The 23,335-nt window shown below is 62.3% G+C and carries 22 protein-coding genes, 1 tRNA gene and 1 pseudogene; 10 read left to right on the forward strand and 14 right to left on the reverse strand.

Features of this window, described 5'->3' with window-relative positions:
- From H0W47_RS05090 to H0W47_RS05105, 4 genes are all read right to left on the reverse strand, one after another.
- On the reverse strand, nt 1-745 hold a 745-nt coding region (locus tag H0W47_RS05090), incomplete at its 3' end, for a TIM44-like domain-containing protein (RefSeq protein WP_296921520.1).
- Nucleotides 746-768: 23 nt separating this feature from the next.
- Nucleotides 769-1,500: a bifunctional demethylmenaquinone methyltransferase/2-methoxy-6-polyprenyl-1,4-benzoquinol methylase UbiE gene (gene ubiE / locus H0W47_RS05095; protein ID WP_296921522.1), complete on the reverse strand. Its 732-nt coding sequence runs from the start codon at nt 1,498-1,500 to the stop codon at nt 769-771.
- Nucleotides 1,501-1,660: 160 nt separating this feature from the next.
- Nucleotides 1,661-2,074: a DUF971 domain-containing protein gene (locus tag H0W47_RS05100; RefSeq protein WP_296921524.1), complete on the reverse strand. Its 414-nt coding sequence runs from the start codon at nt 2,072-2,074 to the stop codon at nt 1,661-1,663.
- 20 nt (nt 2,075-2,094) lie between these two features.
- Nucleotides 2,095-6,123, reverse strand: coding sequence for an FAD/FMN-binding oxidoreductase (locus tag H0W47_RS05105; RefSeq protein ID WP_296921526.1), 4,029 nt, complete (start codon nt 6,121-6,123; stop codon nt 2,095-2,097).
- Nucleotides 6,124-6,341: 218 nt separating this feature from the next.
- Between H0W47_RS05105 and ugpB the strand changes: the two genes are divergently transcribed.
- From ugpB to ugpQ, 6 genes are all read left to right on the forward strand, one after another.
- A complete protein-coding gene (gene ugpB / locus H0W47_RS05110) occupies nt 6,342-7,655 on the forward strand; it encodes a sn-glycerol-3-phosphate ABC transporter substrate-binding protein UgpB (protein WP_296921527.1) in 1,314 nt (437 codons plus the stop codon).
- Between the two features lie 91 nt (nt 7,656-7,746).
- Nucleotides 7,747-8,628: a sn-glycerol-3-phosphate ABC transporter permease UgpA gene (gene ugpA, locus H0W47_RS05115; RefSeq protein WP_296921529.1), complete on the forward strand. Its 882-nt coding sequence runs from the start codon at nt 7,747-7,749 to the stop codon at nt 8,626-8,628.
- A 70-nt stretch (nt 8,629-8,698) separates the two neighbouring features.
- Nucleotides 8,699-9,553, forward strand: a complete 855-nt coding sequence (gene ugpE / locus H0W47_RS05120; protein WP_296921531.1) for a sn-glycerol-3-phosphate ABC transporter permease UgpE — start codon at nt 8,699-8,701, stop codon at nt 9,551-9,553.
- 105 nt (nt 9,554-9,658) lie between these two features.
- Nucleotides 9,659-10,669, forward strand: coding sequence for a sn-glycerol-3-phosphate import ATP-binding protein UgpC (locus tag H0W47_RS05125; protein ID WP_296921533.1), 1,011 nt, complete (start codon nt 9,659-9,661; stop codon nt 10,667-10,669).
- Nucleotides 10,670-10,674: 5 nt separating this feature from the next.
- Entirely contained in the window at nt 10,675-11,016 is a 342-nt protein-coding gene (locus H0W47_RS05130) for a VOC family protein (protein ID WP_296921535.1), read from the forward strand.
- The gene (gene ugpQ, locus H0W47_RS05135) at nt 11,013-11,753 is read left to right on the forward strand and encodes a glycerophosphodiester phosphodiesterase (RefSeq protein ID WP_296921537.1); all 741 of its coding nucleotides are present in this window, start codon (nt 11,013-11,015) and stop codon (nt 11,751-11,753) included. Before H0W47_RS05130 ends, ugpQ begins: the two co-directional genes overlap by 4 nt.
- Before the next feature lie 7 nt (nt 11,754-11,760).
- Here ugpQ and H0W47_RS05140 read toward each other — a convergent pair whose 3' ends face one another.
- A complete protein-coding gene (locus tag H0W47_RS05140) occupies nt 11,761-12,051 on the reverse strand; it encodes a hypothetical protein (RefSeq protein WP_296921539.1) in 291 nt (96 codons plus the stop codon).
- Nucleotides 12,052-12,145: 94 nt separating this feature from the next.
- Here H0W47_RS05140 and hemA point away from each other — a divergent pair, with 94 nt between their 5' ends.
- The 4 genes and pseudogenes from hemA (at nt 12,146) to grxD (ending at nt 16,029) form a co-directional block, all read left to right on the forward strand.
- Nucleotides 12,146-13,573: a glutamyl-tRNA reductase gene (hemA, locus tag H0W47_RS05145; protein ID WP_296921542.1), complete on the forward strand. Its 1,428-nt coding sequence runs from the start codon at nt 12,146-12,148 to the stop codon at nt 13,571-13,573.
- The gene (gene prfA, locus H0W47_RS05150) at nt 13,521-14,639 is read left to right on the forward strand and encodes a peptide chain release factor 1 (RefSeq protein ID WP_296921544.1); all 1,119 of its coding nucleotides are present in this window, start codon (nt 13,521-13,523) and stop codon (nt 14,637-14,639) included. Before hemA ends, prfA begins: the two co-directional genes overlap by 53 nt.
- A gap of 79 nt (nt 14,640-14,718) precedes the next feature.
- Nucleotides 14,719-15,573: pseudogene (prmC, locus tag H0W47_RS05155) on the forward strand (peptide chain release factor N(5)-glutamine methyltransferase); the annotation flags it as partial.
- Nucleotides 15,574-15,768: 195 nt separating this feature from the next.
- Nucleotides 15,769-16,029, forward strand: a complete 261-nt coding sequence (gene grxD, locus H0W47_RS05160) for a Grx4 family monothiol glutaredoxin (protein ID WP_296921623.1) — start codon at nt 15,769-15,771, stop codon at nt 16,027-16,029.
- A 41-nt stretch (nt 16,030-16,070) separates the two neighbouring features.
- On the opposite strand, the gene H0W47_RS05165 is transcribed toward grxD, so the two are convergent.
- The 9 genes from H0W47_RS05165 to H0W47_RS05205 all read right to left on the reverse strand — a co-directional run bounded on the left by H0W47_RS05165 (nt 16,071) and on the right by H0W47_RS05205 (nt 23,265).
- Nucleotides 16,071-16,319 (reverse strand): hypothetical protein, encoded by a 249-nt coding sequence (locus H0W47_RS05165; RefSeq protein WP_296921546.1) that lies wholly within the window; start codon nt 16,317-16,319, stop codon nt 16,071-16,073.
- A gap of 57 nt (nt 16,320-16,376) precedes the next feature.
- The gene (locus H0W47_RS05170) at nt 16,377-16,583 is read right to left on the reverse strand and encodes a DNA gyrase inhibitor YacG (protein ID WP_296921548.1); all 207 of its coding nucleotides are present in this window, start codon (nt 16,581-16,583) and stop codon (nt 16,377-16,379) included.
- An 8-nt stretch (nt 16,584-16,591) separates the two neighbouring features.
- Nucleotides 16,592-17,347, reverse strand: a complete 756-nt coding sequence (gene zapD, locus H0W47_RS05175; RefSeq protein WP_296921549.1) for a cell division protein ZapD — start codon at nt 17,345-17,347, stop codon at nt 16,592-16,594.
- 34 nt (nt 17,348-17,381) lie between these two features.
- On the reverse strand, nt 17,382-17,990 hold the full coding sequence (gene coaE, locus H0W47_RS05180) for a dephospho-CoA kinase (protein WP_296921551.1): 609 nt from the start codon (nt 17,988-17,990) through the stop codon (nt 17,382-17,384).
- A 4-nt stretch (nt 17,991-17,994) separates the two neighbouring features.
- Nucleotides 17,995-18,855 (reverse strand): A24 family peptidase, encoded by an 861-nt coding sequence (locus H0W47_RS05185; RefSeq protein ID WP_296921553.1) that lies wholly within the window; start codon nt 18,853-18,855, stop codon nt 17,995-17,997.
- Complete coding sequence (locus H0W47_RS05190) at nt 18,855-20,072, reverse strand: type II secretion system F family protein (protein ID WP_296921555.1); 1,218 nt, start codon at nt 20,070-20,072, stop codon at nt 18,855-18,857. Before H0W47_RS05190 ends, H0W47_RS05185 begins: the two co-directional genes overlap by 1 nt.
- Before the next feature lie 247 nt (nt 20,073-20,319).
- The gene (pilB, locus tag H0W47_RS05195; RefSeq protein WP_296921557.1) at nt 20,320-22,047 is read right to left on the reverse strand and encodes a type IV-A pilus assembly ATPase PilB; all 1,728 of its coding nucleotides are present in this window, start codon (nt 22,045-22,047) and stop codon (nt 20,320-20,322) included.
- 141 nt (nt 22,048-22,188) lie between these two features.
- Nucleotides 22,189-22,265, reverse strand: a tRNA-Pro gene (locus H0W47_RS05200).
- A 16-nt stretch (nt 22,266-22,281) separates the two neighbouring features.
- Complete coding sequence (locus H0W47_RS05205; RefSeq protein WP_296921559.1) at nt 22,282-23,265, reverse strand: polyprenyl synthetase family protein; 984 nt, start codon at nt 23,263-23,265, stop codon at nt 22,282-22,284.
- Nucleotides 23,266-23,335: the final 70 nt, after the last annotated feature.

Consider the following 23,335-nt stretch of genomic DNA (forward strand, 5'->3'; position numbering starts at 1 on the left):
CATCTGTCTTGTTGGCTGTGCCACCGGTATGCGACTCGCGGTCGGCCAGCTGGGCCTTGATCTGCTCCAGCATCTCGTCAGTCATCATGGCGCGCAGGCTGTTCACGTCGGAACGGTCCCAGGCATCCTGCAGGGTCACAAAATTGGTCTTGCAGGCACGCAGAAAACCTTCGGCGTCAAAGCCATCGGGCACACCCCAAGTCTGCGATCCGGCCAGGCCGGAACCAATCATCGAACCGCCGGCCGCCTTGCTGCCGTCAAAAGCCATGTTGTTGCGCTCCCAAGGGCGGGCCGAAGCATCGTTGCCAACATTCTGCGGGCTGTAGTTGCGCGGCGTGGCGGCATTGCCGGCGCTCTGCATGGCGTAAGGCGTGGCGCCCTGGCTATTGCCGGCCTTGAGCCTGCGCATTACAAATCCAACCACCACCATCACCAGCAGTGCCAGCAGGGCAAACATGATGATCTGACCGAAGGCCTCGCCAAGGCCGAGCGAGGATGCCAGCCAGGCCAGGCCCAGACCGGCAGCCAGGCCGCCCAGCATCGCGCCCCAAGGCTTCTTGGGCGCAGCAGCGGCCGCGGTATTGGCAGGCGCGGCCGGTGGTGTTGCCTGGCGTTGTGTCACATTGGACGACTGGCGCCCCACCGATCCGCCGCCGCCCATGCGTTTGGCTTCTGCGACAGGCGAATACGCCAGTAGCATGGTGACGGCCAGTACGGCCGAGAGAATTGCAGACCAGAATTTCATGACGTCTCCTCTATGTAATTGCTTCAACACTTTATTCCAACATGTAATGCCACCACCCCGCCGGTGAGGTTGTGATAGTCCACATGGCCAAAACCACCTTTATGCATCAGGGCCTTTAGCTCGTCCTGCCCGGGATGCATACGAATGGACTCCGCCAGATAGCGGTAACTTGAGTCATCGTTGGCCACCAGCTTGCCCAGTTTGGGCAGCACATTGAAGGAATACCAGTCGTAAACCTTTTCCAGTGGCTTGGCGATTTTTGAAAATTCCAGCACCAGCAGCTTGCCGCCGGGCTTGAGCACGCGGTTCATCTCGGCCAGCGCCAGGTGCTTGTGCGTCATGTTGCGCAGGCCGAAGGCCACGGTCACCAGGTCAAAGCTGGCATCGCCAAACGGCAGCTTCTCGGCATCACACACGGTGGTCGGCAGAACCTTGCCGGCGTCGAGCAGGCGGTTGCGCCCCTCACGCAGCATGGCTTCGTTGATGTCGGTATGGACTACACAGCCCGTGCTGCCCACCTTGGGGGCAAAAGCCAGTGCCAGGTCGCCGGTGCCGCCTGCGATGTCCAGCACACGCTGGCCCTCTTTCACATCGGCCACCATCACGGTGTAGGCCTTCCAGACGCGGTGCAGACCCATGGACATCAGGTCGTTCATCACGTCGTATTTGGGCGCTACCGAATCGAACACGCCGCGCACGCGACTGGCTTTGTCTTTCTCGTCGACGGACTGGAATCCGAAATGGGTGCTGCTCATAAACCAATGCTAGGGGTGAAAGCCGGCAATTCAATGTACAACCCTGCCCCCGCATGGGACATTGGACGGAATTTATGTTGAAAAACAACACCCGCCCACGTCCAACGGGCGCAAGCAGCTATGCAATTGATAGCAAAACAGAAACCGGTGGCTGCGCGCATCAATGGCTGCTGCAGCCCTGGCCGCCGGCGGCAGGCATGGGCGCGTCGCGCTGCATGCCGGCCGCTTCAAGTCGCTGCGTGTAGTCGGCCCACAGCCGCGCCTGCTCGGCGCCGAGGAAATACAGGTAGTCCCAGGAAAAGATGCCGCTGTCGTGACCGTCAGAAAACACCGGTTTGACAGCGTAGTTGCCAATCGGTTCGAGCTCAAGCAGCGTCACCTCGCGTTTGCCGGTCTGCAGCACTTCCTGGCCGGGGCCGTGGCCCTGCACCTCTGCAGAGGGCGAATACACGCGCATCAGCTCAAAGGGGAGCGTGAAAGACGCGCCGTCGGAAAAAGCGACCTCCAGCGTGCGAGACTGACCATGAACGGTGATCTCGGTCGGTGTCGGGGTTCCGGCTTGCAGGCCTGCCATGTTCGTTTACCTTGTTTGACTCAAACCAGCACGCGCTCAATGCCGCCGTTGTTGGCTGATTCAACATAGCCGGGCAGCCATTCCTTGCCGAGGATCTGGTTGGCCATCTCGACCACGATGTAATCGGCCTCGAGCAGGCCGTTGTTCAGGTCGTTGCCGTAGCGGCTCAGGCCCTGCAGGCAGCTCGGGCAGCTGGTGAGGATCTTGACATTGCCAGTTGCGGCGACCGCGCCGCTGGCGCGCAAGGTGGCCTCGTCCTTACGCAGCTCCTCTTCCTTGCGAAAGCGGATCTGGGTGGAGATGTCGGGGCGCGTGACGCCCAAGGTACCGGATTCGCCGCAGCAGCGGTCCGACTTGAGCACCTGGTCACCCAGCAGCGCCTTGACGGTTTTCATCGGCTCCTGCAGCTTCATCGGTGTGTGACAAGGGTCGTGGTACAGATACCCGGCGCCGGGCTGGTCGGTGCGCAGGGTGATACCTTTTTCCAGCAGGTACTCGTGGATGTCGATGATGCGGCACCCCGGAAAAATTTTCTCGAACTCATACCCCTGCAGCTGGTCGTAGCACGTGCCGCAGCTCACCACCACGGTCTTGATGTCCAGGTAGTTCAGGGTATTGGCCACGCGGTGGAACAACACCCGGTTGTCGGTGATGATTTTTTCGGCCTTGTCGAACTGGCCACTGCCCTTTTGCGGATAGCCACAGCACAGGTACCCGGGCGGCAGCACGGTCTGCACACCGGCGTGCCAGAGCATGGCCTGGGTCGCGAGGCCGACCTGCGAGAACAGGCGCTCCGAGCCGCAGCCGGGGAAATAAAACACCGCTTCGGTTTCCGAAGTCGTGGTTTTCGGGTCGCGGATGATGGGAACGTAGTCCTTGTCCTCGATGTCCAGCAGCGCACGCGCGGTTTTTTTCGGCAGGCCGCCCGGCATCTTCTTGTTGATGAAGTGGATCACCTGCTCCTTCACCGGCGCGGCGCCAACCGTGGCCGGCGGCTGGGCTGTCTGTTTGCGCGCCACGCGCCGCAGCAGGTCGTTGGCCAGGCGCTGCGCCTTGAAGCCGACGTCCACCATGGCGCCACGCATGAACTTGATGGTCTGCGGGCTGGTGGCGTTGAGGAAAAACATGGCGGCGGCGTTGCCGGGGCGGAAGGTTTTCTGGCCCATCTTGCGCAGCAGGTTGCGCATGTTCATGGACACCTCGCCGAAGTCGATGTCCACCGGACAGGGGGAAAGGCACTTGTGACAGACTGTGCAGTGGTCGGCGACGTCTTCGAACTCTTCCCAGTGCTTGATGCTGATGCCGCGCCGCGTCTGCTCTTCATACAAGAAGGCTTCCACCAGCAGCGAGGTTGCGAGGATCTTGTTGCGCGGGCTGTAGAGCAGGTTGGCGCGCGGCACATGGGTGGCGCAGACCGGTTTGCACTTGCCGCAGCGCAGGCAGTCCTTGACGCTGTCGGCGATAGCACCGATGTCGGACTGCTGCATGATCAGCGACTCATGGCCCATCAGGCCGAAGCTTGGCGTGTAGGCGTTGGTGAGGTCGGCATAAATAGGGCCCCCACGGTCGCTCACTGCGTGTAGCTCCCTGCCCCCCGAGGGGGCTGGCCTTGCTTGGGGCGGCCCAGCGCGGCGGCCGCCGCCCTGCTCGCTGGAACTTTTGGTATTTTCGGCGTCCAGCCCAATAACGGCGGGCGCAAGCAGCTCCTGATTTCGTAGCAACTTGCCCTTGTTGAAGCGCCCTTCGGGATCGACCCGCAACTTGTAATCGGCAAAAGGCTGGAGCTCGGCATCGGTCAAAAATTCCAGCTTGGTGATGCCGATGCCGTGTTCGCCGGAGATCACGCCGTCCAGCGAACGCGCCAGCACCATGATGCGGGCCACTGCCTCATGTGCAGTCTGCAGCATCTCGTAGTCGTCGCTGTTGACCGGCAGGTTGGTGTGCACATTGCCGTCACCGGCATGCATGTGCAGCGCGGCCCAGACCCTGCCCTTGAGCACCTGCTTGTGGATGGCGCTGCATTCGGCCAGGATGGGCGCAAAAGCGGCGCCGGAGAAAATTGCCTGCAGCGGCGCGCGCAACTGGGTTTTCCAGCTGGCGCGCAGCGAATGATCCTGCAGCTGCGGAAACAGCGCGTCTACATCGCGCAGCCAGCCTGACCACAAGTCGCGCACGCCGGCGATCAGCGTCACGGCCTGGCCAACGCGGTCTTCCAGCAGTTCGGCCGACGGAATCTCGCCGGCGTCGTCGGACTTGCCCAGCGGCAGCTTGCCCTTGAGGAAAAACGTCTCCAGCGTATCGCACAGCTTGACCTTGTTGGCCAGGCTCAGCTCGATGTTGATGCGTTCGATGCCGTCGGTGTACTCGGCCATGCGCGGCAGCGGAATCACCACGTCCTCGTTGATCTTGAAGGCGTTGGTGTGGCGCGAAATTGCCGCGGTGCGCTTGCGGTCCAGCCAGAATTTCTTGCGCGCGTCGGGGCTGATGGCAATAAAACCTTCGCCGCGGCGCGAGTTGGCAATGCGCACCACTTCCGAAGTGGCGCGCGCCACGACATCGGCATCGTCGCCGGCGATGTCGCCAAACAGCACCATCTTGGGCAGGCCGCCGTGGGTCTTGGACTTGGTCGCGTAACCGACCGCCTTCAGGTAGCGGTCGTCCAGGTGTTCGAGTCCGGCGAGGATGGCGCCACCGCGCTTTTGCTCAGCGAACATGAAGTCCTTGATCTCGACAATGCTGGGCACTGCATCCTTGGCATTGCCGAAAAACTCCAGGCAGACGGTGCGCGTGTGCGCCGGCATGCGGTGCACAATCCAGCGCGCGCTGGTGATCAGGCCGTCGCAGCCTTCCTTTTGAATACCGGGCAGTCCGCTGAGAAACTTGTCGGTGACGTCCTTGCCCAGGCCCTCCTTGCGGAAGGTCTTGCCGGGGATGTCCAGCCGTTCGGTGCGCAGATGCGTCTTGCCGTCGGCGGCGAAATACTTGAGCTCGAAGCTGGCCTGCTCGGCGTCGTGGATCTTGCCAAGGTTGTGGTCCAGCCGAGTGACTTCCAGCCACTCGGCCTGGGGGGTGACCATGCGCCAGGACGCCAGGTTGTCCAGCGCCGTGCCCCAGAGCACGGCCTTCTTGCCACCGGCGTTCATCGCGATATTGCCGCCTATGCATGAGGCTTCGGCCGAGGTCGGGTCTACCGCGAACACAAAGCCACCGCGTTCGGCCGCATCGGCCACGCGCTGCGTCACCACACCGGCTTCGGTCCAGACCGTGGCCACCGGTTGGGCGATGCCGGGCAGGGCCATCATCTCAACCTCGGTCATGGCCTCGAGTTTTTCGGTGTTGATAACCACCGATTTCCAGGTCAGCGGAATCGCGCCGCCGGTGTAGCCGGTGCCGCCGCCGCGCGGGATGATGGTCAGGCCGAGCGTTATGCAGCCTTTGACCAGGCCGGCCATTTCGGCCTCGGTGTCTGGGGTGAGCACCACAAACGGGTATTCCACACGCCAGTCGGTCGCATCAGTCACATGCGAGACACGCGACAGGCCGTCGAATTTGATGTTGTCCTTCTGCGTCAGTTTGCCCAGCTTGCGCGCGGTCAGGCGGCGCAGGTCGTACATGTTTTCGAAGGACGTGGCGAACTGCGCCACGGCGCCTTTGGCCGCGTCCAGCAGCTCAACCACGATGGCATCGCGCTGGCTGTCCTGCTCGGGCGTGCGGCGTTTTTCGACCTCGCCCAGGCGGTGTTGCAGGGCCTCCACCAGCATGCGGCGGCGTTTCGGGTTGTCGAGCAAGTCATCCTGCAGATAGGGGTTGCGCTGCACCACCCAGATGTCGCCCAGCACCTCGTACAACATACGGGCCGAGCGGCCAGTGCGGCGTTCGTCGCGCAGCAGGTTCAGCAGGTCCCAGGCGCGCGCGCCCAGCAGGCGAATCACGACTTCCCGGTCGGAAAACGAGGTGTAGTTGTAGGGAATTTCGCGAATGCGGGCTGCGCCGGCGCCAGCCTCACCGGCCAGTGCGCTTAACTTTTGAAGAGATTCAGGAGCGTTCATCGTGGGAGGCCGGGTGCGAAAGAGGCCTGTGGGCCTGTGTCCGGCGCGTTGCCCCTATGTTACCGCAGCGCAACATTCACAGCGGTATGCCGGCAGGCCTTCGTGGAAACCCGCTAGCGGAAAATCTGTCACACCGTTTAAATCGAACTGTCACAAATCGTTCGTAAACTCGGCAATCTGCTTGTTCGAACATCCGCCTCATCCAGGAGTAGTTAGTAATGAAAAAGAGCTTGACAGCAATCGCCCTGGCGGCCTGCGCACTTGTTGCGCCCGTCGCCAGCCACGCCCAAACCGAAGTCCAGTGGTGGCATTCCATGGGCGGCGCCCTGGGCGAGTGGGTGAATGACCTGGCCAAGGATTTCAACGCCAGCCAGAAGGACTACAAGGTCGTGCCCACCTTCAAGGGCAGTTACGCAGAGTCGATGACCGCAGGTGTTGCCGCCTACCGCGCCGGCAACGCGCCCCACATGATCCAAGTGTTCGAGGTCGGCACCGCCACCATGATGGCCGCCAAGGGCGCCACCATACCGGTCGGCAAGGTGATGGCCGACGCGGGCCTGAAGTTCGATCCCGCGGTTTACGTGCCGGCGGTCTCGGGCTACTACACCGCGCCAAACGGCCAGATGTTGAGCTACCCTTTCAACAGCTCCACGCCGGTGTTCCACTACAACAAGGATGCGTTCAAGGCCGCCGGCCTGGATCCCGAGAAGCCGCCCACCACTTGGCCAGAAGTAGCGCTGGCTGCGGCCAAGCTCAAGGCGTCCGGCCACAAATGCCCGTTCACCACGTCCTGGATCAGCTGGACCCAGCTGGAAAGCTTCTCGGCCTGGCACAACGTGTTGTACGCGACCAAGAACAACGGCTTTGGCGGCACCGACACGCGCCTGGCCTTCAACAGCCCGCTGCACGTGCGCCACATCGAAAACCTGGGCAACATGGCCAAGACCGGCCTGTTTGTCTACAAGGGCCGTGAAAACAAAGCCGACGCCACCTTCGTTTCGGGCGAGTGCGCGATGGCTACGGGTTCCTCGGCACTGGCCGGCAGCGTCAAGCGCAACGGCAAGTTCGGCTACGGCACCGGCACCCTGCCCTACTACCCTGACGTGCAGGGCGCACCGCAGAACACCGTGATCGGCGGCGCCAGCATCTGGGTGATGTCAGGCAAGAAGCCTGAGGAATACAAGGCCGTGGCTTCCTTCCTCAACTACCTGTCCAAACCGGAAGTTGCAGCGGCCAGCCACCAGCGCACGGGCTACCTGCCCGTCACCAAGGCGTCGTTCGAGCTGACCGAAAAGTCCGGTTACTACAAGCAGAATCCCGGCGCCGACGTGTCCGTCAACCAGATGATTCGCAAGACCACCGACAAGTCGCGCGGCGTCCGCCTGGGCAATTTTGTACAGATTCGCACCCTCATCGACGAGGAGCTCGAAGGCGTCTGGCAAGGCAACAAGACTGCCAAGGAAGCGCTGGACAACGCCGTCAAACGCGGAGACGAGCAACTCGAGCGCTTCCAGAAAGCCAACAAGGGCTGATGCGCGAGAGGTCCTGAGCGACCTATTTTGACCGAATAGCCCGCAGCCCGCGCCAAACAAGCGCGGGCTGCTCTTATTTTTATAGCAAAGTATGGAAAAGAGAGTCCTCTTCAAGTCAGCATGGTTGCCGTGGGTGCTGATTGCGCCGCAGATGGCGATCATCCTGGTCTTCTTTTTCTGGCCGGCCGGCCAGGCGCTTTATCAGAGCGTGCTGCAGGAAGACGCGTTTGGCTCCTCCAGCGAATTCGTCGGTCTGGACAACTTCCGCCGCCTGTTCGGCGACCCGGCCTACCTGGATTCGTTTCGCGTCACGGCGATCTTTTCGGTGCTGGTAGCCGTCGGCGGCATGTCGCTGGCACTGTTGCTGGCGGTCATGGCCAACCGGGTGGTGCGCGCCGCGGGCATCTACAAAACGCTGCTGATCTGGCCGTATGCGGTGGCCCCGGTGGTGGCCGGCGTGTTGTGGCTGATGATGTTCGCCTCGCCCTACGGCGTGATCCGTTATGCCCTGATCGAGATGGGCTTCGACTGGAACCACGTCCTCAACGGCAGGCATGCCATGGCGCTAATCGTCATGGCGTCCATCTGGAAGTACATCTCCTACAACTTCCTGTTCTTCCTGGCCGGCCTGCAATCGATCCCGCATTCGCTGATTGAAGCTGCCACGATTGATGGCGCTACGCCCTGGAAGCGCTTCTGGAGCATCGTGTGGCCGCTGCTGTCGCCGACCACCTTCTTCCTGCTGGTCATCAACATCGTGCACGCCTTCTTCGAAACCTTTGCCATCGTCGACGCCGCCACCAGCGGTGGCCCGGGCAAAGACACCTCGATCCTGGTCTACAAGGTGTATTACGACGGCTTCAAGGCCATGGACATCAACGGCTCGGCCGCGCAGTCGGTCGTACTGATGGTCATTGTTGTCGTGCTGACGGTGATCCAGTTCAAATTTGTCGAGAAAAAAGTCCACTACTGATGAGAACCGCCCCAACTCTGCCCACTTCGAGCCATTCGACGCCACTCCGGGTGGCCCTGCGGAGGCCTGCATGATCGAACGCCACCCCATCCTCGACTTCGTTTCGCACGCGATCCTCATCCTCGGGGTCGTCATCGTGTTCTTCCCGATCTACGTCACCTTCATCGGATCGACCCAGACTGCCGAGCAGATCATGTCCAGTAACCCGATTTCTCTGCTGCCCGGCAACAACATCGTGGAAAGCTACCGCTTCGCGCTGTTCGGCGGCAAGACCGAGGCCGGCGCGACGGTGGCACCGGCCCTGCCCATGATGGGCATCAGCCTGGCCAGCGCATTGATCATTGCCATCGGCAAGATCGCGATTTCGCTGCTGTCGGCATTTGCGATCGTCTACTTCCGCTTCCCCTTCAAGAACCTCGTGTTCTGGATGATTTTCGTGACGCTGATGCTGCCGGTGGAGGTGCGCATCGGCCCGACCTATGAGGTCATCTCCGACCTGCGCATGCTCAACAGCATGTCGGGCCTGACGATTCCGCTGATCGCGTCGGCCACAGCCACCTTTCTCTTCCGGCAGTTTTTCATGACGGTGCCCGACGAACTGGTCGAGGCGGCGCGCGTCGATGGCGCCGGACCCATGCGCTTCTTCAAAGACGTGCTGCTGCCGCTGTCCAAAACGTCCATGGCCGCGCTTTTCGTGATCCAGTTCATCTACGGCTGGAACCAGTACCTCTGGCCGCTGCTGGTCACTACCGATGAATCCATGTACCCCATCGTGATGGGCATCAAGCGCCTGATCTTCGGCGAGGTCTACATCGAGTGGAATGTGGTGATGGCCACCGCTATCCTCGCGATGCTTCCGCCCGCCATCGTCGTGATGCTGATGCAAAAATGGTTCGTCAAGGGCCTGGTCGATACGGAGAAATGACCCTCCCAGTAAGCGCCTTCGTGCCTCCCAGGGGGCGTCGCCTGAGGCCCGGCAAAGCCGGTTCTGCGGCGTCCGCTTGAATTAAAACCAACATAGGTTGTCTCAATGGCTTCAATCCAACTCAAAAACATCGTCAAGAAGTACGGCAAGGGCAAAGCCGAGCTTCAGGTGATCCATGGCGTCACCGCCGACATCGCGCATGGCGAGTTCATCGTCATCGTCGGGCCTTCGGGCTGCGGCAAGTCCACGCTGCTGCGCATGGTGGCCGGCCTCGAAGAGATCTCCGGCGGTGAAATCTGGATCGGCGACCGCGTGGTCAACCAGCTCGAGCCGGCCGAGCGTGACATCGCCATGGTGTTCCAGAACTACGCGCTCTACCCGCACATGAGCGTGTTCGACAACATGGCCTACGGCCTGAAGATCAAGAAAATGCCGATTGACGAGATCAAGCAGCGCGTCGACAAGGCCGCCGGCATCCTGGAACTCGGCCACCTGCTGGACCGCAAGCCGCGCCAGCTCTCAGGCGGCCAGCGCCAGCGTGTGGCCATGGGCCGCGCCATCGTGCGCCAGCCGCAGGTCTTTCTGTTCGACGAGCCGCTGTCCAACCTCGACGCCAAGCTGCGCGCCCAGACCCGGCTGGAAATCCAGAAGCTACACCGCGAACTGGGCATCACCTCGCTCTTCGTCACCCACGATCAGGTCGAGGCCATGACACTGGCGCAACGGATGATCGTCATGAACGCCGGCAACATGGAGCAGTTCGGAACACCCGAAGAGGTTTACCACACGCCCGCCTCCACTTTCGTGGCCAGCTTCATCGGCTCCCCGCCGATGAATTTGCTGAAAAACGCACCCGGCGGCAAGCCCGGCACCATTCTGGGCATCCGCCCGGAACACCTGGACGTGCGCATCGAAGGTTGGGAAGTGAAGGTCGAAACCGTCGAACTGCTGGGCGCGGAGCGCCTAATCTACGGCCGCGTGAACGGAGAACAGCTGATCGTGCGGGTCGAAGAAGGCACGCATTCACCGGCACCGGACACCATCATCCATGTGGCACCCCGACCCGACCGGCTGCACAGCTTCGACGCAGATACCGGCAAACGCATCCCCGGCTGACCGCCATGGCGGGCATCCAGTCCACCGTCCCGGTCCTGGCGTCACTGGACATCGCGCAGTCGCGGGCGTTCTACATGCAGCGGCTGGGTTTTGCCTGCGAACTGGAAACCCCCGGCTACCTGATTCTTGCCCGCGACGGCTGCGAGCTGCATTTCTGGCTCTGCCCCGAACGGCATATCGCTGAAAACACCTCCTGCTACGTGCGCGGCGACACCGCGGCGCTGCACGCGGATTTCGTGCAGCGTGGCCTGACGCTCGATCCGCCAGTGGCGCAGCCCTGGGGCATGAAGGAGCTGTACGTGACCGACCCGCACGGCAATCTGCTGAAATTCGGGGAGTCTGCGTGAACAGCGGCTGGCCCTACCCGCGCTGGATCGCGCACCGGGGCGCCGGCAAACAGGCGCCTGAAAACACCCTGGCGGCTTTCCGCCTGGGCGCGACCCACGGCTACCGCATGTTCGAATGTGACGTGAAGCTGAGCGCCGACGACGTACCCTTCCTGTTGCACGACGCCACGCTGGAGCGCACCAGCAACGGCAAGGGCACGGCCGGCGACCAGTCTTGGCACGCGCTGTCGCTGCTGGACGCCGGCAGCTGGCATTCGCGCGCCCATGCGGGCGAGCCGCTGGCCAGCCTGGACAACCTCGCGCGTTACTGCCAGCACAACGGCTACTTTCTGAACATCGAGATCAAGCCGACGCCGGGCGCTGAGGTACTGACCGGCCAGGTCGTGGCAGATGCGGCCGCCCGGCTCTGGGCAGGCGCTGCGGTGCCGCCCTTGCTGACCTCGTTCCGGCCCGAGGCGCTGAAGGCTGCACAAGCCGCCCAGCCGCAGTTGCCGCGCGGGCTCTTGCTCGACAGCTGGTGGGATGGCTGGGTGGACATCGCACAGGCACTGGACTGCACCGCGCTGGTCTGCAACCACGCCTTGTGGGATGCGGCCAGCGTACGCACAGCAAAGCAGGCCGGCTTCCGCACCCTGAGCTACACCGTCAACGACGAATGGGCCGCCCGGCGCCTGCTGGATTTGGGCACAGACGGCATAATCACCGACCGCACCGACCTGTTTCCGCCGGACGCCTGAGCCCGGGTCAGGCCTTGCCGCCGCGCAGCAACAGCCACTGGCAGGTGGCAGCGCCGACGGCCAGCAACGCATAACTGGCCATCTTGCCGTCGCGGCCAAACACCAGCAGCCCGGCCAGCAGCAACACTACGCCCGCTATGAAAACAATAGCTGCTTGTGCAATCCAGCCGTGGGCTGGAGGCCTTTTTGATCTGAAAAATCCGGCAAAAAGACGGACCGACAACCCCAGCAACAAGGCGACAGCGGCGGCCGGCGCCATGAAATTGAGCAACTGGTTGATCAGGTTGAATGCGGTCATGGCCTCAGGGTGAATTGTCGGCCGGCTTGCCGTGTATCAAGGGGATTGAAAGAATGTGAGCGCCTGCTCATGGCTTCAATTTTATAATCAGCGGATGTCAGTCTGGGCCCTCGGCATTAACCATACCACCGCACCGCTTGATTTGCGGGGCCGGTTTGCGTTCGCCATCGACCAGGTCGAGCCGATCCTGAAGGGGTTGCGCAGTTCACTGAAGCGGCAGCCAGAGGCCACGCTGCTGTCCACCTGCAACCGCACCGAGATCTACTGCGCCAGTGACCGGTCCGACATCGACCACACGCTGGACTGGCTGGCGCACCACGGCGGCGTGTCGCCGGCCCTGCTGCGCTCACATGCCTACACGCTTGAAAACGACCAGGCCGCGCGCCATGCCTTTCGTGTCGCCAGCGGACTCGACTCCATGGTGCTGGGCGAGCCGCAAATCCTCGGCCAGATGAAGGAAGCCGTGCGCGCGGCCGAAGACGCCGGCGCCATGGGCAGCACCCTGCACCAGCTGTTCCAGCGCTCCTTCTCTGTGGCCAAGGAAGTGCGCAGCAGCACCGAAATCGGGGCGCACAGCATCAGCATGGCGGCTGCCTCGGTGCGGCTGGCCGGGCAGTTGTTCGAGGATCTTGGCGACATCCGCGTGTTGTTTGTCGGCGCCGGTGAAATGATTGACCTGGCCGCGACCCACTTCGCCGCCAAAAACCCTAAGTCCATGACGGTGGCCAACCGCACGCTGGAACGTGGTGAAAAACTCGCCAGCCGCTTTGGCGCCGAGGTCATGCGCCTGGCCGACCTGCCGAGCCGACTGCATGAGTTCGACGCGGTGATCAGCTGCACCGCCAGCACCCTGCCCATTATCGGCCTGGGCGCGGTGGAGCGTGCGGTCAAGCTGCGCAAGCACCGTCCGATGTTCATGGTCGACCTGGCCGTGCCGCGCGACATCGAGCCCGAGGTCAAGGAACTGCCCGACATCTACCTCTACACCGTGGACGACCTGGCCCATGTGGTGCAAACCGGCAAGGACAGCCGGCAGGCCGCCGTCGCGCAGGCCGAAGTCATCATCGATGCCGGTGTGCAGAACTTCATGCACTGGCTGGGCCAGCGCCGCACCGTGCCACTGATTCAGCAGCTCAATGCACAAACCGACGCCTGGCGCGCCGCCGAGATTGCGCGCGCGAAAAAGCTGCTGGCACGTGGCGAGCCAGTGGACACGGTGCTGGACGCACTGTCGCGCGGCCTCACGCAGAAGATGCTGCACGGTACGCTGGCCGAGCTGCACGCGGGCGACGCCGGCAGCCGCGAAGCCACGGCGCAGACGGTGTCCCGCCTGTTCCTGCGCGGCAACCTGCCGACCGAAGACCAGAGCGTTAGCTGCGCTGCGCCGCATCGCGGCCACTATCCGCTGCCCGTCCCTGCCGGCTTTGCCGGTGCCGTCCCCGACTGTTCGCCCACCCGCATTTTCCCCGATGAAACCCTTTCTCCGCCAGACCCTGGACCGCCAGATCTTCCGCCTGCATGAGCTGGACGCGCTGCTGTCGGCCAGCGACGTGGTCAGCAACATGGAGCGCTTTCGCAGCCTGACGCGCGAACATGCCGAGCTCAGCATCGTGGTCGGCCAGTACCAGCGCATGACGGCGCGCGAGGCCGATCTGGCCAGCGCGCAGGTCATGCTGGCCGAGGCGAAAGACGATCCCGAGATGGCGGCCATGGCGGAAGAGGAAATCAGCGCGGCGCAGGCCGACATCGCCGGCCTGGATGCGGACCTGCAGCTGATGCTGATCCCGAAAGACCCGGACGATGCGCGCCCGGCCTTCATCGAGATCCGCGCCGGCACCGGCGGCGACGAGTCGGCACTGTTTGCCGGCGATCTGCTGCGCATGTATTCACGTTTTGCCGAGCGCAAGCGCTGGGCGGTCGAAGTCATCAGCGAGTCGCCCAGCGAACTCGGCGGCTACAAGGAGGTGGTGATTCGCATCGACGGCGCGACCGACCCCATGGGTGTGGGCGTCTACGGCAAGCTGCGTTTTGAATCCGGTGGCCACCGTGTGCAGCGCGTGCCGGCCACAGAAACCCAGGGACGCATCCACACCAGCGCGTGTACCGTCGCCGTGCTGCCCGAGCCCGACGAGGCGGTGGCCATCCAGATCAACCCGTCCGATTTGCGCATCGATACCTACCGCGCCAGCGGCGCCGGCGGCCAGCACATCAACAAGACCGACTCGGCGGTGCGCATCACCCACCTGCCGACCGGCATCGTCGCCGAATGCCAGGACGGCCGCAGCCAGCACAGCAACAAGGCGCAGGCGCTCAAGGTGCTGACTGCGCGTATCCACGAGAAAGACCGTTCTGAACGCGCCGCCAAAGACGCCGCCACCCGCAAGGGCCTGATCGGCAGCGGGGACCGCAGCGATCGCATCCGCACCTACAACTTCCCGCAGGGGCGGCTCACCGACCACCGCATCAACCTGACCCTGTACAAGCTGCTGTCCATCATGGAGGGCGACATGGACGACGTGGTGACCGCGCTGCAAGTCGCGCGCGGTGCGGAATTGCTGGCCGAGCTGGAATCGGCGTCGAACGGCTGATCGGGCCACTTATGAATCAAATCGGCCTTCAGCCCCTATCCAGCGGGCGCAGACAGCTCCTGAATTGATAGCAAAATCAATGCCCCATCCAGACACGCCGAACCTGCTGAACTGCGCTCAGGCCCTCGCCGCAGCTCAGACCCTGGGGCTGGCGCGCCTGGACGCGCAACTGCTGCTGCTGCATGCGCTGGGCCGGCCTGACAGCGACCGGGGCTGGCTGCTGGCGCATGACGGCGATGCCCTCCCCGGGGAAACCGCCGACCGGGTCCGCGCGCTGAGTCTGCGCCGGGCCGCCGGTGAACCGCTGGCCTATATCGTTGGCCGCAAAGAGTTTTACGGCCTGCAGTTTGAGGTCGACACGCGCGTGCTGGTGCCGCGCCCGGACACGGAAACCCTGGTGGACTGGGCGCTTGAAGCGCTGGCGTCCCCCGGCATGCCGGCGGGCGCGCGTGTGCTGGATCTGGGCACCGGCAGCGGCGCGATTGCGCTGGCACTGAAGAAAACCCGGCCGGCCCTGGATATCACCGCCCTCGATGCCAGCGCCGGTGCCCTCGCCGTAGCCCGTGGCAATGCGGCGCGCCACGGCTTGACCATCAGCTTCATCGAAGGCAGCTGGCTTGAAAATGTAAGCGGACACTTTCACTTGATCGCCAGTAATCCACCGTACGTGGCCAAGGATGATCCGCATCTCAGCAGCTTGAGCCACGAGCCGCTGAACGCGCTCGCTGCTGGCACTGACGGTCTGGACGACCTCCGGACCATCATCAAGCACGCACCCGCCCACCTTCATCCGCAAGGCTGGTTGTTGTTGGAGCATGGCTACGGCCAGGCCGACGCTGTGTGCCTCTTGCTGGCAGCGCAAGGCTTTAGCCAAGTGCAAAGTCGCATCGATCTGGCCGGCGTGGAACGCTGTTCGGGCGGGCGCTGGCCGGGGGTGAAAGCAGCCCGCAGCAAACAGCGGGATAATCAGCCATTGATTTTTTCGCCGGTGACATCCATTTGGGGTGGACGGCCGCCGGATCAGCCCGATCCGCCCCGGCAACGGCTTGACCTCCTTCAAGGACCCGACATGAGTGATACCCAGCAGCGCATAGACCAGATCGTCAAATCCAGCGACGTCGTGCTGTTCATGAAAGGCACGGCCCAGTTCCCGCAGTGCGGCTTTTCAGGCCGCGCCATCCAGGTCCTCAAGGCCTGCGGCGTGAACAAGCCCGCCACCGTCAATGTGCTGGAAGATCCAGAAATTCGCAACGGCATCAAGGAATACAGCAACTGGCCAACCATTCCCCAGCTTTATGTGAAGGGGGAATTCATAGGCGGCTCGGACATCATGATGGAGATGTACGAGAACGGAGAATTGCAACGGGTTCTGGGCACCCCGTCGGCCTGAGCCGAGGTTTCCACCGGGCTGCGGGCTGATCTGCCCGCACGCTAGTCGGTGTAACCAGTGCAAGCGCCGGCATTGACCCGGCCCTTGCACTCCCGCTTGAGCCGCTCGCTGCGTTCCTTACGGGTTTCCTGCGATCCCGGCAAGAATTTTGTGCTGCCCTGCTTCTTGACGGCCGAGGTCTTTTTGGCCTTCTCGGTCGCCGCAAGGCCCGACCCGGCCAAGAACGCCAGACACAAGGCCGTGCCCAATGCCACGAGGGCGCCACGCCTCAAAAACGACGATCCATTCATTTCACACTCCCTGAAAACGGCGGTCAGTCGCCGCCTGCTTGCACACAGATTGTGTTTTTACTGCAGTTTGGCGTCGCCGTACACCTGGTCATCCGGTGGGGCATCCGCCGGCATGCGGAAACTCTCGCTGGCCCAGGCACCCAGATCGACATTCTTGCAGCGCTCGCTGCAGAAAGGGCGGAAGCGGTTGTCCGGCGCATAGACACTGGGCCCGCCGCAGCCGGGGCATACCACCATTTTGGATGGGGAGAGACCGGAAGTCATCGCGCTATTCAGGAGCAGAGCGTCAATTCAAAAGCCACATCGTCGGCCGACGCATGCAGTCGGTCATCGCTCTCATGGCGCATCATGCGGACCGACACCATCAACCGGTTGCCGCTGATTTCAGGAATCAGTCCCAGCGCAGGGTCGATCCGCAGGCGCAGCAACTGGAAAGTGCGCCCCTGCGGCAGGGTCTGCTGGTACTGCCCGCCGTTAGCCACGACTTTTTGCGGCAGACCGGAGTCGCGCAGCAGCTTGAGCAGCATGCGCACCGATTCGGCCAGTGGCACCAGCGTGGCGATCCAGCGCTGCAAATCCTGCTGGCGGGTGGCCGCATCAAAATGCTGCCAGGCAAAATACGCCGGCAGATCGAACTCACAGGTGCCGCCAGGGATGCCAATGCGACTGCGTATGCTCATCAACCAGTCGTTTTCGGTCAGGGACTGACCAGCTTTTCCCGGCAACCCGGTCAGGGTGGCAAAACAGGCATCCAGCTGGGCGGTCACCTCATCGAGCACCGCCTCAGAGATCGCGGGATTGCCCCGGTAGCCATTGAGCTGGTGTTTTTGCCGGTCCAGATCCTTGAGCACATCAGTTTTCAGGTCGGCGCGGGCCGCCACATCCATCACTTCAAAAATCGTCGTGATTGCGTAGTGGTGGTCGGTCGGATGGTCCCGCGCGGCCAGTTCGCCAAGGCGGTGAAAGAGGTGCTCAAGCCGCAAATACGTGCGAATGCGTTCGTTGAAGGGATATTCGTAAAGAATCACTGCGATATATCTTTTTCAGCGGAAGGATCAGCCATCATAGCCCGAAGCGTTGCGCCGCCTGCCGGACCAGCAGTGCCAGCGCGGCCAGCGAGACCGACCCATCGTTGGCAATACAGACATCAGCGGCGGCGAGTCGCTGGCTGCGACTGGCCTGTCCCGCCATCACCTGACCGACCTGCTCCCGGCACCAACCATTGCGGGCAATGACGCGGCTGATCTGCATTTCTTCGCTGCAGTCCACCACCAACACCTGGTGCACATTCTGTCGCCAGCGGCCGGACTCCACCAGCAGCGGCACATCAAACACGATGCAGCGCTTCCCCGATTCCTCAGCCTGCACCGCCTGACGCGCAGTTTCCGTGCCGACGAGCGGGTGGATGATGGCTTCCAGCCGGAGTTTGGCTTGGGGATCGCTAAAAACCAGTGAGCGCATGCGAGCGCGGTCCAGCGCACCTTCGGCCGTCACCATCTCCGCGCCGAAGTGCCCGGAGATCAAGGGAATCGCCGCTCCGCCCGGGGCTGTCGTCTGGCGCGAGATCGCATCTGAGTCGATGATGGCGGCGCCGCAATCGGCGAGCATGCCCGCCACCGTGCTTTTGCCACTGCCTATGCCCCCGGTGAGCCCTACGCGCAAAGCCGGCATGCCCTTATAACCCGATGAAGCGAAGGATGGATTGGGGTCCAAACAGCATGGCGGTGAGGCCGGCGCCGGCCAGGAACGGTCCGAAAGGCACCACGCCGCCTTCACGCAAGCCGCTGGAAAATTTCATCGCAATTCCGACCAGTGCGCCGATGACCGAGGCCATCAGGATCATGGGCACCAGCGCCGACCAGCCGAACCAGGCACCGAGCGCCGCAAACAGTTTGAAATCGCCATAACCCATGCCTTCCTTACCGGTAACCAGCTTGAAGGCCCAGTACACCAGCCAGAGCGAGAGATAACCCGCGACGGCGCCCCACAGCGCATTGCTCAGGGCGACCATAGGGTTCCATCCCAGCGCCGCAACAATCAGTCCTGCCCAGAGCATGGGCAGTGTGAGGTCATCGGGCAGCAGCGTGGTGTCCCAGTCGATCATCGCCAGCGCCACCAGGACGGCCGAAAAGCCGCTCCACGCCAGCGCGGTCCAGCTCAGGCCCCAGCGCCAGGCGCAGAAGAAAAACAGCGCACCGGTTGTCAGTTCGACCAGCGGATAGCGCAAGCCAAATCTTGAGCCGCAGGCCGAACATTGTCCTTTAAGGAAGAGGTAACTCAGCACGGGGATGTTTTCATGCCACGCAATCACATGCCCGCAACTGGAGCAGCGCGACCGGGGCACCATCAGGTTGAAGGGCTCAGCAGTGGGCAAGGCCGTGCCGGACATTTCGGCGCATTCCAGCACCCACTGGCGCTCCATGATTTTTGGCAAACGGTAAATCACCACGTTCAGGAAGCTGCCGACCAGCAGACCGAGAAAACCTGCCAGCGCGGCGACAAGTCCCGCAGGCAGTCCCGACACCAGTTGCGGCATCAAACCACTTGACCAAGCTTGAAGATCGGCAGATACATGGAAACCACGATGCCGCCGATTAAACCACCGAGAAACACAATGATGATGGGCTCCATCAGGCTGGACAGGCCGGCGACCATTTCATCAACTTCCGCTTCATAAAAGTCGGCGGCCTTGCCAAGCATGTGATCCACGGAGCCCGACTCCTCGCCGATCGCACACATCTGCAGCACCATGGTCGGAAACAGGTTGGCATTGCCCATGGCGGCGGTCAGGCTGGTGCCGGTGGACACCTCCTGCTGGATTTTTTCCGTGGCATCAGCGTAAAGGGAATTGCCGGAGGCGCCGCCCACGGAATCCAGCGCCTCGACCAAAGGCACACCGGCAGCAAACATGGTGGACAGCGTGCGCGTCCAGCGGGCGATGCAGGACTTTTCTATCAGCACGCCGAACACCGGCACCTTCAGCAGGACGCGATCCATCACACGCTGCATCTTTTCATTGCGGCGCCAGGCCTGCATGAAAAAGTAGATGCCGCCGCCTATGCCGCCAAAAATGAGCCACCAGTACGCGACAAAAAATTCGCTGATGGCCATCACGAACAGTGTCGGCGCCGGCAGATCCGCGCCGAACGAGGAAAACACCTGCTTGAATGCCGGAATCACAAAAATCATGATCACCGCCACCACCACAAAAGCCACCACCACCACCGAAGCCGGGTACATGAGCGCAGACTTGATCTTGGATTTGATGGCTTCGGTTTTCTCCATGTAAACCGCCAGCCGGTCCAGCAGCGCTTCCAGGATACCGGCGGCCTCACCAGCTTCCACCAGGTTGCAATACAGCGCATTGAAGTACAAGGGGTACTTGCGGAAGGCGGCGCTCAGCGAGGTGCCGGTTTCCACGTCAGTGCGCACATCGTTGAGTAGTTTGGTGACACTGGCATTGGGGTTGCCGCGCCCAACAATGTCAAAAGACTGCAGCAAAGGCACGCCAGCTTTCATCATGGTGGCCAGTTGGCGGGTAAAAATGGCAATGTCCTTGGGCTTGATGGACTTGCCCGAACGCATGCTGCGTTTCTTGATTTTGGTTGGGAACACGCCCTGCCGGCGTAACGAAGCCTTGACCTGGTTTTCACCAACGGCCCGTGTTTCACCGCGAACCTGCTTGCCGTTGCGGTCTTTCCCTTCCCACTCGAAAACAAATTCCTTGACGTCCCTGGATGTTGCAGTTGCCATGTTGCCTTCTTGCTAATGCTTACAGGATGATGAAAGCCGGGAGCAGCTGCCACGCTGCACGGGCCGAAATGCGATGGCAGAGCCAGGAGCCTGTCGGACTTGGGGCGTCGAAAGCGAAAATCGGCCCCAGCGAGGACAGTTTTTGCCGGATTTGCAGTCCCATAGCCCAGCTATGGGGCGAAAAGACCGTGAAAAATGGACCGCTGCGGTCAATTTACAGCCGACGATTCCCAAGTGCGACAGACTCCTAGACATTGGTACACCCCAGAATTTCCTCCAGCGAGGTCATGCCCGTCTTGACCTTTTGCAAGCCGGCCCCCCGGAGGCTTTTGACGCCTTCCTTGGCGGCTTGCTCGGCAATTTCGAGGGCGCTGCCATCGCGCAGGATGATGCGCTGGATCTCGTCCGTGATCGGCATCACTTGGTAGATTCCGACCCGTCCTTTGTAGCCGCTGTTGCACATGGAGCAACCCACCGGGCGGAAAGGCGTCCAGGTGCCGTCGACATCATCCTCTTCGAACCCGGCATCAAGCAGGGTCTCGCGCGGAATGTCCGCAGGCGCCTTGCAGTTCGGGCAGAGGCGGCGCGCCAGGCGCTGCGCCGTGATCAGGATCACGCTCGACGCGATGTTGAAGGGCGCAATACCCATGTTGCGCAACCGGGTCAGGGTGGCAGGCGCGTCATTGGTGTGCAGCGTGGACAGCACAAGGTGACCGGTCTGCGCGGCCTTGATGGAGATTTCGGCGGTTTCCAGATCGCGGATTTCGCCGACCATGATGATGTCCGGATCCTGGCGCAAAAACGCCTTGAGGGCGACCGAAAAGGTCAGCCCGGCCTTGTCGTTCATGCTGACCTGGTTGACGCCGGGCAGGTTGATCTCGGCCGGGTCTTCGGCGGTGGATATGTTCACGCCAGGTTTGTTCAGGATATTCAGGCAGGTGTACAGCGACACGGTTTTTCCCGAACCTGTGGGCCCGGTCACCAGCACCATGCCGTAGGGGCGCTGGACCGCATTGAGCAGGCGTTCTTTTTCAATCGGTTCGTAGCCCAGCGCATCGATGCCCAGCTTGGCGCTGCTCGGGTCCAGGATACGAATCACGATCTTTTCGCCAAACATCGTCGGCAAGGTGCTGACCCGGAAATCGATCACCCGGTCGGGCCCGATCTTCAGCTTCATCTTGCCGTCTTGCGGCACCCGTTTCTCGGAAATGTCCATTTTCGAGATGACCTTGATCCGGGACGCCAGCTTTTCCTTGATAGCCACCGGCGGCGAAGCGATTTCGCGCAACTCACCGTCAACCCGGAAACGCACGCGGTAGGTATGCTCGTAGGGCTCGAAATGCAGGTCGGAGGCGCGCATGCTGAACGCATCAAGCAGCATCTTGTGCAGGAACTTGACGACCGGGGCATCTTCGACCTCGGCCACGCCGGAATCGTTGTTGTCGGCGCTGGCTGCCTCGGCGGTGGACTCGTCAAACTCGAAGTCGTCGCCGATGATGCTGTCCATGGCCTCGGACGCGGTGGTAGCCGATGCTTCCACCATTTTGGACAGCTTGTCATATTCGGCAATCACCCAGTCCACGCCCATCTGGGTCGAGAACTTGATTTTTTCTGCGGCCTCCTGATCCGACGGGTCGGCCGTGGCCACTATCAACCGGTTGCTGCGCTTGCTGAGCACAACGATACGGTAGGCCTGACAGATCTTGGTGTCGAGCAGCCCCTTGGGCAGGCGCTGTGTGTCTATTGCTTCCAGATCCAGCAACGGCGCCGCAAACGCGGTGGACATGGTGTGCGCCAGGTCAAAGGCAGAAACCACGCCGGAGCCGGTCAGTTCGGCGATAAAACTGGTGCGCCCTTTCTGGGCCTTGCGGAAAATATCCTCTGCGGCCTTTTGCTCAAGTTTGCCGGCCATCACCAGCGCCCGGCCCAAGCCAGGCAAAGCAGGCGAATTGATGACGGTATCGACGGCGGCCATATGTCCGAATCTATCTCAAAGTGACAAAATTGACATCATCGTTGATAGCCATGGCGATGTAAACCGAAAAGGCGGCTGCTTCGACCCCGGTGTTGGACGGACGACAATGAAACTGGAAGAGTGGGTGGGAACAGGCGCTAATGGTCGGGGTGAGAGGATTCGAACCTCCGGCCTCTACGTCCCGAACGTAGCGCTCTACCAGGCTAAGCTACACCCCGAAGTGCCCAGGGCGCGTCAGGAACGACGCTGCAACAGCTGGGAAGCCAATTCTAGCAATGCGGTGCTGTAGGCACTACGCCCCAGCACGGCCTGGGCCGCTATCGCCCGCTGCGCCTCGGCTGCCGCCGCATCGCGGGTCGCCTGGAGGGCGCCTGTGTGCTTGACGATGGCGACGATTTCGGCCAGACGCTCGGTTCCGCCGGTTTCAATGGCGTGGCGTATCGTGGCGTTCTCGGCCGCTGTGCCACGCTGCATGGCGATGATCAGGGGCAAAGTGGCCTTCCCCTCCCGCAGGTCATCCCCCAGGTTTTTGCCCATCTCTGCCGCATCACCGTCATAGTCAAGCACATCGTCAATCACTTGGAAAGCCGTTCCCAGCGCCTGGCCGTAGTCTGCGCAGGCCCGCTCGATATCAGGCGGCGCCCCCGCCAGCAAGGCTGCGAGCCTCGCGCTGGCCTCGAACAACTTGGCCGTCTTGGAGCGAATGACGCGCAGGTAGCCCTCTTCCGACAAACTGGCGTCGTGCATGTTCATCAGTTGCAGCACCTCCCCCTCGGCAATCACGTTGGTGGCTTCGGCCAGGGTCTGCATGATGCGCATGTCGCCGGCATCGACCATCATCTGGAAAGCCCGCGAATACAGGAAGTCGCCGACCAGCACGCTGGCCGGGTTGCCAAACGAGGCATTGGCCGTCGCCCGGCCCCGGCGCAAGGTGGACTCATCCACCACATCGTCGTGCAGCAGGGTGGCCGTGTGTATGAATTCCACAACAGCCGCCAGGTTGAACCGCTGTTCGCCGCGGTAATCCAGGGCGCCGCACATCAGCAGCAGCAGCGCGGGACGCAAGCGCTTGCCGCCGGCCGCAATGATGTACTGCGACACCTGGCTGACCAGGGGAACATCGGAGCTGAGGCGGCGCGCGATCACCGCGTCCATGGCCTGCATGTCGCCGGCGATGAGGGCCAGCGCAGCGGCCGTGCGAGAGGAATTGACAGTCAAGGCGGTCCAGACAAGAGGTTGGCCCGATTATAGGAAGCCTGCGGCATCACCCGAGGCCGGATGGGCGGCG

The organism is Polaromonas sp., assembly GCF_013817205.1.
Classification (GTDB): Bacteria; Pseudomonadota; Gammaproteobacteria; order Burkholderiales; family Burkholderiaceae_C; genus Polaromonas.

What these genes read in the sequence shown, in the direction of transcription:
- coaE (WP_296921551.1), bottom strand. Translation starts at nt 17,990, where the DNA reads ATGCCGGCTTTGCGCGTAGGGCTCACCGGGGGCATAGGCAGTGGCAAA.
- H0W47_RS05125 (WP_296921533.1), top strand. Translation starts at nt 9,659, where the DNA reads ATGGCTTCAATCCAACTCAAAAACATCGTCAAGAAGTACGGCAAGGGC.
- H0W47_RS05185 (WP_296921553.1), bottom strand. Translation starts at nt 18,855, where the DNA reads ATGCCGCAACTGGTGTCGGGACTGCCTGCGGGACTTGTCGCCGCGCTG.
- H0W47_RS05105 (WP_296921526.1), bottom strand. Translation starts at nt 6,123, where the DNA reads ATGAACGCTCCTGAATCTCTTCAAAAGTTAAGCGCACTGGCCGGTGAG.
- prfA (WP_296921544.1), top strand. Translation starts at nt 13,521, where the DNA reads ATGAAACCCTTTCTCCGCCAGACCCTGGACCGCCAGATCTTCCGCCTG.
- H0W47_RS05170 (WP_296921548.1), bottom strand. Translation starts at nt 16,583, where the DNA reads ATGACTTCCGGTCTCTCCCCATCCAAAATGGTGGTATGCCCCGGCTGC.
- H0W47_RS05190 (WP_296921555.1), bottom strand. Translation starts at nt 20,072, where the DNA reads ATGGCAACTGCAACATCCAGGGACGTCAAGGAATTTGTTTTCGAGTGG.
- ugpA (WP_296921529.1), top strand. Translation starts at nt 7,747, where the DNA reads ATGGAAAAGAGAGTCCTCTTCAAGTCAGCATGGTTGCCGTGGGTGCTG.
- hemA (WP_296921542.1), top strand. Translation starts at nt 12,146, where the DNA reads ATGTCAGTCTGGGCCCTCGGCATTAACCATACCACCGCACCGCTTGAT.
- ugpE (WP_296921531.1), top strand. Translation starts at nt 8,699, where the DNA reads ATGATCGAACGCCACCCCATCCTCGACTTCGTTTCGCACGCGATCCTC.
- H0W47_RS05165 (WP_296921546.1), bottom strand. Translation starts at nt 16,319, where the DNA reads ATGAATGGATCGTCGTTTTTGAGGCGTGGCGCCCTCGTGGCATTGGGC.
- H0W47_RS05130 (WP_296921535.1), top strand. Translation starts at nt 10,675, where the DNA reads ATGGCGGGCATCCAGTCCACCGTCCCGGTCCTGGCGTCACTGGACATC.
- H0W47_RS05100 (WP_296921524.1), bottom strand. Translation starts at nt 2,074, where the DNA reads ATGGCAGGCCTGCAAGCCGGAACCCCGACACCGACCGAGATCACCGTT.
- pilB (WP_296921557.1), bottom strand. Translation starts at nt 22,047, where the DNA reads ATGGCCGCCGTCGATACCGTCATCAATTCGCCTGCTTTGCCTGGCTTG.
- H0W47_RS05140 (WP_296921539.1), bottom strand. Translation starts at nt 12,051, where the DNA reads ATGACCGCATTCAACCTGATCAACCAGTTGCTCAATTTCATGGCGCCG.
- ugpB (WP_296921527.1), top strand. Translation starts at nt 6,342, where the DNA reads ATGAAAAAGAGCTTGACAGCAATCGCCCTGGCGGCCTGCGCACTTGTT.
- grxD (WP_296921623.1), top strand. Translation starts at nt 15,769, where the DNA reads ATGAAAGGCACGGCCCAGTTCCCGCAGTGCGGCTTTTCAGGCCGCGCC.
- ubiE (WP_296921522.1), bottom strand. Translation starts at nt 1,500, where the DNA reads ATGAGCAGCACCCATTTCGGATTCCAGTCCGTCGACGAGAAAGACAAA.